9 protein-coding genes and 1 riboswitch are annotated in these 10,621 nt (G+C 60.7%); all 9 genes read right to left on the reverse strand.

The features are described from left to right. Positions 1 to 598: 598 nt before the first annotated feature. On the reverse strand, positions 599 to 1,882 hold the full coding sequence (locus tag AAAX59_RS09315; RefSeq protein ID WP_349071554.1) for an aminotransferase class III-fold pyridoxal phosphate-dependent enzyme: 1,284 nt from the start codon (positions 1,880 to 1,882) through the stop codon (positions 599 to 601). A gap of 69 nt (positions 1,883 to 1,951) precedes the next feature. Continuing rightward, the gene (argB, locus tag AAAX59_RS09320; RefSeq protein WP_349071555.1) at positions 1,952 to 2,932 is read right to left on the reverse strand and encodes an acetylglutamate kinase; all 981 of its coding nucleotides are present in this window, start codon (positions 2,930 to 2,932) and stop codon (positions 1,952 to 1,954) included. A gap of 81 nt (positions 2,933 to 3,013) precedes the next feature. Next, a complete protein-coding gene (gene argJ / locus AAAX59_RS09325; RefSeq protein ID WP_349071556.1) occupies positions 3,014 to 4,282 on the reverse strand; it encodes a bifunctional glutamate N-acetyltransferase/amino-acid acetyltransferase ArgJ in 1,269 nt (422 codons plus the stop codon). 134 nt (positions 4,283 to 4,416) lie between these two features. After that, positions 4,417 to 5,487 carry an N-acetyl-gamma-glutamyl-phosphate reductase gene (gene argC, locus AAAX59_RS09330; RefSeq protein ID WP_349071557.1) on the reverse strand — a complete coding sequence of 357 codons (1,071 nt, stop codon included), beginning with the start codon at positions 5,485 to 5,487 and terminating at the stop codon, positions 4,417 to 4,419. Positions 5,488 to 5,744: 257 nt separating this feature from the next. Then, a complete protein-coding gene (locus AAAX59_RS09335) occupies positions 5,745 to 6,155 on the reverse strand; it encodes a pyridoxamine 5'-phosphate oxidase family protein (protein WP_055252303.1) in 411 nt (136 codons plus the stop codon). Between the two features lie 51 nt (positions 6,156 to 6,206). Further along, positions 6,207 to 6,653, reverse strand: coding sequence for a pyridoxamine 5'-phosphate oxidase family protein (locus AAAX59_RS09340; protein WP_349071558.1), 447 nt, complete (start codon positions 6,651 to 6,653; stop codon positions 6,207 to 6,209). Positions 6,654 to 6,683: 30 nt separating this feature from the next. Continuing rightward, on the reverse strand, positions 6,684 to 7,484 hold the full coding sequence (locus tag AAAX59_RS09345; protein WP_349071559.1) for an energy-coupling factor transporter transmembrane component T: 801 nt from the start codon (positions 7,482 to 7,484) through the stop codon (positions 6,684 to 6,686). Then, the gene (locus tag AAAX59_RS09350) at positions 7,484 to 9,388 is read right to left on the reverse strand and encodes an energy-coupling factor transporter ATPase (protein ID WP_349071560.1); all 1,905 of its coding nucleotides are present in this window, start codon (positions 9,386 to 9,388) and stop codon (positions 7,484 to 7,486) included. The genes AAAX59_RS09345 and AAAX59_RS09350 overlap by 1 nt, the downstream gene beginning before the upstream one ends. After that, positions 9,385 to 9,975 carry an ECF transporter S component gene (locus AAAX59_RS09355; RefSeq protein WP_117563816.1) on the reverse strand — a complete coding sequence of 197 codons (591 nt, stop codon included), beginning with the start codon at positions 9,973 to 9,975 and terminating at the stop codon, positions 9,385 to 9,387. Before AAAX59_RS09355 ends, AAAX59_RS09350 begins: the two co-directional genes overlap by 4 nt. Positions 9,976 to 9,980: 5 nt before the next feature. Continuing rightward, a riboswitch (FMN riboswitch) is annotated at positions 9,981 to 10,173 on the reverse strand. Positions 10,174 to 10,621 lie beyond the last annotated feature (448 nt).

Raw genomic sequence — 10,621 nt, forward strand, 5'->3', positions numbered from 1 at the left:
TCCCCGCAGGTGCGGTAAGGGCTACCGCACGGGCCGATACTCAAAGCCCATTGTGGCACCCCGAGCCCGCGGAAAGAAGCTGCGCCGCGGGGGAGGCGACCCCAATGGCTTTCTCATATCGTCTTTTTGGGCCCCGTGCAGAGGGATTCGAACCCGCAAGGGTGCGGAGCTGAGGAAACGCGTAAGCGTTTTCCAGCGCAGCACGCGAGGAGCGGAGGCCCGAAGCGAAAGCGGGCGGCGAAATGGACCCTTGGCGAATACCCATGTGCAAAAAATGCCAAATATGAGTACTGCTACCTTTTTGGTAGCAGCGTTTTCGAAGTCATAAAAGGCAAATCCGACATTAGAACGACGACTGATAGTCCAGTTAAGCCAATTTAGTTACTGCAAAACTGGACATATGTGGCCCAACTCATCTAAAAACGCCTAATTTATATGTTACGAAGTTAGTGCCCGTACTCATATTTGCCACTTTTTGCACACGGCCTATCCCAGCCATGGTAAATCGATAACAAAACGGGCTCCAGACCGCTGAATCGTGCCGCATATGGCACGTCCGCAGTCCGGAACCCGGTCCAAATTGAGTTATTGCGCCGTGTTAGGCCAAAACGTCCGACAAAATCTCGATCAGGCTGTCCACGTCGGCTTCCTCGCAGACAAGCGGCGGCAGGAAACGCAGTGTGTGGGCACCAGTAGCGTTAATCACAGCGCCGGCGGCCAGCGCGCGGGCAACAATATCATGCGCATCGCCCGCAGCGTCATCCAAGTCGCAGCCGAGCATCAGGCCGCGGCCACGAACCTCAACCACGTGCGGAAGCTTGGCCAGCGCCTGCTCCATATAAGCGCCCACCTTGGCAGCATGCTCGTCAAAATCGCCGCGCACGAGCGCAGAGAGCGTCGCGGCGCACGCCGCGACAGCCAAGCAGCTACCGCCAAAGGTCGAACCGTGATCGCCGGGCTTAAACACGTCGGCGATCTCCTTCTTTGCCACCACGGCGCCCATGGGAACGCCATCGGCGATGCCCTTGGCAAGACTCATGATATCGGGCTCCACGCCATAGGTCTGGTAAGCGAACGGTTTGCCGGAGCGGAAGATGCCACACTGGACCTCGTCGGCGATAAGAACGGCGCCCACTTCGTGTGCCAGGTCGCGCGCTGTCGCCATAAACTCCTCGGTCATGGGGTGCACGCCACTCTCACCCTGGATCGGCTCGAGCATCACGGCACAAATCTCGCTCCCCAGCTGCTTAAAGATCGCACGCAGCTCGTCCACATCGTTGGGCGTGCAGGCCACAAAGCCACCCGGCAGCGGGCGGAAGCTGTCCTGCAGCCAATCCTGCATGGTGGCGGCAATGGTCTCGAGCGTACGGCCGTGGAAGCCGCCGCGCATGCACACGATGGTGTTGCCGCCATTACCGGCACGCTTGGCGTACAGGCGCGCGAGCTTCATCGAGCCCTCGTTGGCCTCGGCGCCAGAGTTGGCAAAGAAGGTCTCCCACACCTGCTCGTCCGCAGCCGGGGCACCAAGAGCAGCTGCCGTGGTCTCATCGCCGGCGGCAATGGCATCGGCAAGCACGCGCGCACCATCTACGTCGTCGTTAGCAAGCTTGGACAGCAGCGCCGCGACCTGTCCGCGCTGCTCAATGTAGAAGTAATTGGAGACATGCATGAGCTTTTTGGTCTGTGCCTCGAGCGCCGAGAGCACAGCCGGGTCGCCATGACCCAGGCTGCACACGCCGATGCCGGCAAGAAAGTCGAGGTACTCACGGCCATCGTCGCCGGTGAGTTTCATGCCGTGGCCCTCGACAAACTCGACCGGAGAGCGGCCAAAGGTATGCATAACGTAATGGGATTCGAGCGATTGCTGAGCTGCAAGTGACATGGGATGCCTTTCGTTGGGCGCCGTACGGCGCAGGGCTATAGGTGCAGGGGCGCGACGACCGCGGGTCAGCTAGACCGTCTGGAGCTTCTCGACCTCGTCGAGGTTCTCGGTCAGGCGCGCTGCAAAGGTCGAAAGCGGGTGCGGATGCGTATCGAATTCGTAGGCCGTCTCGGTGGAATGGATCACGGTGCCGACGCCGGCATCGGTCAGCAGCTCCAGCAGCAGCGAATGCGGCGTGGTGCCGTTGATGATGTGAGCGCGAAATACGCCGCCGGCAAGCGCATCGACGGCCGCACGCAGCTTGGGAATCATGCCCTTATCGACCTCGCCGCCGTAGAGCATCTCATTGACCTCGTCGAGCGTCAGGTTGGAGATAAGCGAATCCTTGTCGCTAAAGTCCTTGTACAGGCCGTCGACGTCGGTCAAAAAGATCACCTTGTGCGCGTGGAGCGCTGCCGCAACGGCACCGGCGGCGGTATCGGCGTTGATGTTGAAGAAACCGCTGTCCTCCCCCGCCGCGACGGTAGCGATGACGGGGATGTACTCGCTATCGAGCAGGCGCTCGATATAGTCGGTGTTGACGTGCGTGACCTTGCCTACGCGGCCGAGTTCGGGGTCGAGCGGCTCGGCGATGAGCGTACCGGCATCGCTGCCCGAAACGCCCACGGCCAGGTTGCCGTGATGGTTGAGCGCCGCGACCAGCTCCTGGTTGACCTTGCCGCCCAGCACCTCGCGCACGATATCCATGGTCGCCGGCGTGGTCACGCGCTGGCCGTTCTTAAACTCGACGGGGATGTCGTAGTGGCTAAGCGCCTCGTTGATAGCCTTGCCGCCGCCATGCACGATGACGGGGCGCATGCCGATGATCTTAAGCAGGACGATGTCGCTCATCACGTCGCGGCGCAGCTGCTCATCAACCATGGCGGCTCCGCCATATTTGATAACAACCGTCTTACCGGTCAGGTTCTTAATCCACGGCAGCGCTTCGAACAGCAGCTGCGCGGTTGCTTCGTTGGATTCGTTCGAACGACAATCGCGTGCGAATTTCATAATCTGCCTCGTCTTTCGTATCGTTATCGCGCCGTGCTCCGCTGTCCGCAATCGCGGCAAGATGCGCAGCGTGCCTGGAATCTAGGAACGGTAGTCGCCGTTAATGGAGATGTACTCGTGCGTGAGGTCGCAAGTCCACACGGTGGTCGCCGCGTCGCCCGCGCCCAGGTCGGCCGAGATCACGATCTCGGGCGCCTCAAAACGTCGCAGAGCCTCGTCCTCGTCAAAGGGAACGGTCAGGCCGTCACGGCAGACGGGCATGCCCATCATGTCGATGGAAACGTCTTCCTGATTAAACTTCACGCCGCACTTGCCGAGCGCCATGGCAACGCGGCCCCAGTTGCAGTCGTGGCCGGCGATGCAGGTCTTAACGAGCGGCGAGTTGGCAACGGCACGGGCGGCGATATCGGCCTCCTCGTCGTTCACGGCGCCGGTAACGTTGACCGTAACAAGCTTAGATGCGCCCTCACCATCGGCGGCGATATTGCGCGCCAGGCTCTCGCACACCTCGTGCACGGCAAATGCAAACTCGTCAAAGGCATCGGAGCCCTCGACGATAGGCTCGGCATCTGCGGCAGCGGCGCCGGAGGCAAGCATGATGCAGGTGTCGTTGGTCGAGGTGTCGGAATCGACCGTTACCTTGTTAAAGGTCTGCTTGACGGTCGAGAGCAGCAGGGCATGAAGTGCCGCAGGCTCGACGGGGGCATCGGTGGTGATAACCGCGATCATGGTGGCCATGTTGGGCATGATCATGCCCGAGCCCTTGCACATTCCGCCTACCGTATAGACATTGCCCGCATGACCCGCAGCCTCACTGACGTAGGATACGGCGTACTCCTTGGAGTGCGTGTCGGTCGTCATAATGGCGCGAGCGGCATCGGCGCCACCGTGGGCAGAGAGTGCCTCGTAGGCAGCAGGAATGGCGGTCTCAAACGTGTCGATCGGCAGAATCTGGCCAATCACACCCGTGGAGGCAACCAGAATCTGCTGGGGCTCGCAGCCGATGACCTGCGATGCGATGCTGCACGTCTCGCGCGCGCATGCAAGGCCGGTCTCACCCGTGGCGGCGTTGGCATTGCCAGAGTTGACCGAAACGCCGGCGATGATACCGTAGCCCTTGTCGGCACCGCCCAGGTTGGCACGGCTCACCTGCACGGGCGCCGCGCAAAAGCGGTTAGTCGTAAACACACCGGCCCCGGGGCAAGGCTTATCGGGCACGACGAGCGCGTAATCCAGGCGCTCGGGATTCTTGCGGAATCCGGCATGGATGCCCGCCGCCTTAAAGCCGGCCGCCGCCGTTACGCCGCCCTCTACGGCACGAATCTTGATATCGAACTGCTCAGCATTCATCGTCTTTACGACTCCTTATGTCAAACAAAAAATGGGCATCGGTTGGTGCGCCATGCCAGCCACAATCGTGAGACCAGCTTAAGAGTGGCGCCCCACTCGATGCCCGACTACCAAATCGTTAACAATCGAATGTGCTACACCGGGCACGCCACTGTGGGCAAGCCTCGTCGCTCGTCAAAGCCAAAGACGATATTGGCGCACTGGACTGCTTGGCCCGCAGCGCCCTTGCACAGATTGTCGATGGCGCCCGTCGCCACCAGCACGCCCGCGCGCTTGTTGAGCGCGAGGCCGATCTGGGCGGCGTTGGTGCCGACGACCGAAGCCGTCTTGGGCTGCTGACCGGCATCGAGTACGCGTACGAAGGTGCGACCGGCGTAGAACTGCTTGTAATGGTCGACAACGTCCTCAAGGGTCAAGGTATCGATAGCCTGCGGCGCAAGCGGCAGCGTCACCGTGGAGAGCAGACCACGCTTGAGCGGTGCCAGGTGCGGGGTAAAGACGACGCGATCGGTCAGACCAAGGATTTGCTCAATCTCGGGCGTGTGGCGATGCTTGCCCACGCCGTAGGCCTCCAGGTTTTCGTCCGCGCTGCAAAAATGGGTGCGGGCGTTGCAGGACTTACCGGCGCCCGTCACGCCGCTAATGGCATCGACAATCACGGGACCGTTCTCGGCCACCCAGCCCGCGCGCACGGCGGGCGCGGCGGCAAGGCTCGTTGCGGTGGGATAGCAACCGGCGCAGGCGACCAGCACGGGTTTGCCGTCGGCATGGTCGGATGCGGCGGTCTCCAAGTCTTGGCAGAACAGCTCGGGCAGACCGAAGGCACGGGTCTTGAGCAGCTCGGGGCTCGTATGCTCGGCGGCATACCAAGCCTCAAAAACGGACGCGTCGTTCAGACGGTAGTCGGCCGAAAGATCAAAGCAGGAGACGCCCGATGCAAGCAGCGCGGGCACCTGTGCCATGGCAGCCGTGTGCGGCACGGCCAAAAAGACCGCGTCGCAGTTCTTGAGCTCGGGGGCATCATGCGTCGTAAAGACAAGATCGCTTACGCCGGTGAAGCTCGGGTACACCGCTGACAACGGCTGGCCGGCATCGGCGTTGGACGTAATGGCAGCAAGTTCAAACTCGGGATGACCGAGGACGAGGCGAATGAGCTCGGCTCCGGCATATCCAGCCGCGCCGACGATTCCAACCTTCAAAGACATATCAGACTCCTTGTCTGCGATTTATGCACCGATGCGCATTTCGCAGCGGTCGTTATGAAGTGGGTTGAAACTTTAGCACCAAAAGATGCATTAACACGTAAATGGCTTGCATATTCATGCATTGAAACATTCCCGACACATTCGCTTGAAGGAATTGACAAATGGAGCGGGCCCCGTATTGACCGGCGCTCCCAACGGCGCCGGGCAATACGGGGCCCGCCCATGCGAAAACCAAGTTGTTAGGATGAGCCAGCTGGCTAGAGCTCGACCGGCACCCATTCGTCGTGATTGCAGATAAAAGCCTCGGGATCCTCGACGCTAAAGAAGACGAGCGTGGGGTCGTTAGGCCCCTCATAGTGCTCGCCCAGGTGCTCTAGATGCTTCCACCCGGCTTCGCGCATTTCGCCTAAAGCCCGGTCATCCAAGCCGGCACGCCCGCGCAAGATGAGCCAGCCATGGCCCGGCCACCAACTCGTGGCCTCAAAGCGCTGGTTTTGCAGCAGCTCTTGCCACACATCTTTGGTGCGCGCTGTTACAAACCACAGCTTGCCATCCTGGATCTGCGCAAACGAAAACGGACGCACATGAGGCTGTCCGTCAACGCTCGTCGCCAAATACCATGCCGGCACCGACGTCAGATACTCCAACACCGTATTCAATCCGTCCATGTGTCCTCCTGGCGCTAGCTAATTCGGAACGGGTAGTTAATTTGAGACGCTCTAGAGCTCCAGGCGCTCCTCGCTACCGTCGATATCACAGAAGCGCGCGGCAATGTTGCGGACCGAAAAGAAAGCAAGGCGGCCGTCGTTGGCACTCTCGTGTTCCTCGCCAATGCCCACCATGTGCTTAAAACCCGCTTGACGCACCTTGTCGCTCGCAACCGCGTCGTCCTCAAGTGCGGCCTCGCCGGTCAACACGATCCAACATTCCCCCGGCTTCCAGCCCGAGAGCTCAAACTTGGGATTCGCACTCAGCTCCGCCCACACATCCTTGTCGCGCGACGTGCAAAACCACAGCTTACCGTCATTGACCATGGCAAACGAAAACGGCCTCACGCGAGGCTGATGCCCGTCGGTCACATCGGTCGTGGCCAGATACCACGCCGGAATGCGCCTGAGATACGAACAGGCGCGCTCAAGCTGAGCCGTGCGGTCGTTGTCGGTCATAGGGACCCCTTTCTTGCGCTCGAATCGCGCCTAAACAAGTTGAAGGTTGACGACGATGACACACGCAAACAGCAGCATCGTCACAACCGCAGCCAGCGCATCCCCGCGGCGAAATGCAAGTGCATGCAGACGCGTGCGGCCCTGCTCGCCGTGATAGCAGCGTGCATCCATGGCGGCAGACAACGTCTCGGCATGACGGAACACGCCCGTGAACAGTGGAATCGCCACACTGCCGAGCATACGCACGCCGCCGAGCGGGCCACCCGTTACGCGTGCACCGCGGCTTGCCTGCGCGTCCGCCGTCTGCTTCATCTCGGTGGCAAACTGCGGCATAAAGCGCAACGCGATACCCATGATCATGCCGAGCTCATGCGCAGGGAGCCCCACGCGCGCAAACGGTGCGAGCAGACGCTCAAAGCCCGCGGTAAGGTCGAGCGTAGGCGTGGTGAGCGTAATGGCGCTCATGCCGGCCATCATCAGGGTCAGGCGACACGCCATAAAGGCGGCAGAACGCAGTGAGCCCTCGCTTATCTGCAGAAAGCCGAGCTGCCACAGGATGCGCCCACTCTGATCGGTAAACAAGTTGAGCACCGCGACCACGACGACGATTGCCAGCAGCGGCGCCATCGACGACAGAACGCAACGAGCCGGCACCCGGGACACGGCATAGATCAGCACGACGAAAATTGCGACAGGGGCCAGTCCGCGGAAGCCGCCGACGGTCAGCGTCGTGATTAAAAACACAAAGCCCAGGAGCAGCTTGGTGCGCGGATCCAGGCGATGGATCGCACTATCGCTCGGATAGTAGCTGCCAAACGAAAACGCCTCCATTAGCAGCCCTCCTCTCGCGCGACCGTCTTGGATTTAGCAATGTCCGCGACGTTAGAAGGACCGTCCGAGCGACCGATTAGCAGGTCCACCAACTCGTCTGCCAGCGACTCAACCGTATAAAGCCCGCCGCAACGCAGCGGCACGCCCGCCTCCGCGAGCGCCAACGCCATGCGCTGGGCGGCGGGAACGCCCAAGCCGATCGACTTGAGCTCATCCGCATGCGCAAAAACCTGAGCGGGCGTGCCCTCGGCAAACACCGCGCCCTCGTTCATCACGACAATACGGTCGCAGCAATTGGCCAGGTCATCCATACTATGCGAAACCATGACAACGGTCAGGCCATCGCAATGAAGTCGACCGATAAGCTCAAGGAAATCCCTGCGCGCAGCCGGATCGAGCCCCGCCATGGGTTCATCGAGCACCAGGACCTCGGGCTCCATGGCGAGCACGCCGGCGAATGCCACACGCCGTTGCTGACCGCCCGAAAGCTCAAAGGGACTCTTGTCGCCGACCGTGGAAAGATCGAGGCCCACGCGCGAGAGTGATGACTCGACACGACGGTCGACTTCATCTTGCGGCAAGCCAAGGTTGTGCGGACCAAACGCCACGTCCTGCGCCACGGTTTCGGCAAACAGCTGACGCTCAGGATACTGAAATACCACGCCGACCTTGGCCTTAACCGCAGCGGCGTCTTTCTTGTTTGATAGGTCGAGCCCCAGCGCGCGAACGGATCCCTCCTGGGGGCGAATCAAACCGTTGAGATGCTGGACCAGCGTCGACTTACCCGAACCGGTATGACCTGCCAAGCCCAGGAACTCGCCGCGACGCACCGTCAGCGATACATCGCGCAGCGCCCACGGGCTGCTGGGGTCGTTTCCCCAGAGAGCCTGTTTGCTCGATTTGCCCGCAGTGACCGAGCGCTTATGCCAGCGGCGGCGCTCGCGCGGACTGAGCGAATAACTGTACGAAACATGGGATAGCTCGATGACGGGCTCCGACGCGTTGCCCTCGTTGTCTACCGGAACAGTGACGTCAGCGATTTCCAACTGGGATGCGGAAGACTGCCCCGCGGTGCCTGCCCCACTTCGCTCGGCATAAGCCTGCGCAATCTCAGCGACCATATCCGCCTCACGCACCTGTGCGCAAACGGATACGCCCTTCTCACGAAGTGCCCTACCTAGACAGCACGACGCCGGCATATCCAAGTTGAGCTGCGCAAGTTCGTCCGCTCGCGTCAAGATTTCCTCGGGCGTACCGAGCATGGCAACGCGCCCCGCCCGAAACACCGCGACACGATCGGCCTCGGCGGCCTCTTCCATAAAGTGCGTAATCATCACGATGGTCATGCCACGATCATGCAACGCGCGGCAAGCCTTCATGAGGCCCTTGCGTCCACGCGGATCGAGCATCGAGGAAGCCTCATCCAAGATGAGCACGCGCGGTTCCATGGCAAGCACGCCAGCAAGCGCCACGCGTTGCTTTTGGCCACCCGAGAGCGCGTGGGTCTCGTGGCGCTCAAAGCCCACCAGGCCCACGCCCTTCAGCGCCTCGCGTACGCGCTGCGCAATTTGCGCCGATGGAACGCCAAGGTTTTCGGGACCGAACGCAACGTCATCTTCGACAAGCGTTGCCACCAGCTGGTCGTCGGGATTCTGGAACACCATGCCTGCGGTCGAACGAATGTCGTAGACCAGCTCGGGATCGGACGCATCCATACCGTTGATACGTACCGTGCCCGCATCGGGCTGCAGCAGCGCATTCAGATGCTTGGCAAACGTCGACTTGCCCGACCCATTGCCACCGAGGATGCAGAAAAACTCCCCGTCCTCGATGTTCAGATCGACACCGTCGAGTGCCGGTACGGCACCGTCATAGCTAAAGGAAACGCCCCGACACTCAATCATGCGCGGCCTTTGACCTGGTCCTTTTTAGGCGTGATGAGGTTGGAGACTGCTTTATACACCGCTAGCGTCAACACCGAGTTAAGCACGGTCTTGATAAGGTTGAACGGCAGCACGGCAGGAATCATGAGCGGGGCGATCACATCGACCGAGCCATACCAGAACCATACGCCAATGGTAAGGTTAGCGACCATAGACAGCGCCGTAGCGGCAATAACGCCGAACACTAGGCCAATCACGGCACCCTTATAGGTATGCATCTTCTGGTACACGATAGCCGCGGGCAGAATGTAGCCCAGCGTAGCAACCAGGTTCATAAGTGCGCCGACCCAATCGCCCGTGGTAAGCGCATGGATAACAATCGCCATAGCGGCAACAGCAGTACCGGCGCCAGGACCATACGCAAAACCGCACACCATCGCCGGCACCAGCGACGGGTCATACGTCAAAAACGGCGCCGAAGGAAGGATAGGCAGCTGCACGTACATAAACAGGGCGCCCAAGGCACACATCAGCGCCATGGTAACGAGCTGTTTGGTGCTCCACCTATTCGTGTTCTCAAAATGGATATGCTGCGACTGTTCAGACATAAGATCACCTGCCTCTTTCATCCGGACTCTAACCGTTGGTACTGGGATCTCACCAGTTCAGCCGGCATGCGAACCAACGCACACACGGGTCGCGGACTCATCGGCTCGGCCGCAGGCACCTCGCCTGCGCCACGGCACCCCTTTAGCACCGCCCGATTTACCGCCAGTGGGGAATTTCACCCCGCCCTGAAACAGCAATTGCAAGTGTAGCACCAGTAGGCTTTCGCGCAAGTATGCCAAGGGTAATTTGTGGCGGGGATCAGTTGCCGCAACAACCACGTTCCCCACCCATCCCAAAGTAGCGCGCCTTTCGCGCAAAGCGCGAAACAGCGAAGGGGACAAGCCACTGCAACAACCACATCCTCCACTCGCCCCAAAGCGGCGCGCCTTTCGCGGCAAAGCCGCGAAACAGCGACCGGGACACGTATTCCCAACAACCAAGTCCTCCGCCCACGCCGACCTCAAGGCCGTAAACGCAGGGAATCCGGGGGCGTGACGGGGGCTTCTCTCCGGAACATTCCGCACTGATATTTTCTGTATTGAAGACGTCGATGATGCACCCGTATACCATTGACGTCGACACCATCAGATGCGGACCGCGCGGTGACCCCACATTCCGCTGGCGCCCACAGGGCTGCCCTCGTTT

The sequence above is a fragment of the Collinsella sp. CLA-ER-H2 genome (assembly GCF_040092405.1).
Taxonomy (GTDB): Bacteria; Actinomycetota; Coriobacteriia; order Coriobacteriales; family Coriobacteriaceae; genus Collinsella.

Bases quoted from the DNA above. Each gene is read 5' to 3' on its own strand.
- AAAX59_RS09315 (WP_349071554.1), bottom strand. From the start codon at position 1,882: ATGTCACTTGCAGCTCAGCAATCGCTCGAATCCCATTACGTTATGCAT.
- argB (WP_349071555.1), bottom strand. From the start codon at position 2,932: ATGAAATTCGCACGCGATTGTCGTTCGAACGAATCCAACGAAGCAACC.
- argJ (WP_349071556.1), bottom strand. From the start codon at position 4,282: ATGAATGCTGAGCAGTTCGATATCAAGATTCGTGCCGTAGAGGGCGGC.
- argC (WP_349071557.1), bottom strand. From the start codon at position 5,487: ATGTCTTTGAAGGTTGGAATCGTCGGCGCGGCTGGATATGCCGGAGCC.
- AAAX59_RS09335 (WP_055252303.1), bottom strand. From the start codon at position 6,155: ATGGACGGATTGAATACGGTGTTGGAGTATCTGACGTCGGTGCCGGCA.
- AAAX59_RS09340 (WP_349071558.1), bottom strand. From the start codon at position 6,653: ATGACCGACAACGACCGCACGGCTCAGCTTGAGCGCGCCTGTTCGTAT.
- AAAX59_RS09345 (WP_349071559.1), bottom strand. From the start codon at position 7,484: ATGGAGGCGTTTTCGTTTGGCAGCTACTATCCGAGCGATAGTGCGATC.
- AAAX59_RS09350 (WP_349071560.1), bottom strand. From the start codon at position 9,388: ATGATTGAGTGTCGGGGCGTTTCCTTTAGCTATGACGGTGCCGTACCG.
- AAAX59_RS09355 (WP_117563816.1), bottom strand. From the start codon at position 9,975: ATGTCTGAACAGTCGCAGCATATCCATTTTGAGAACACGAATAGGTGG.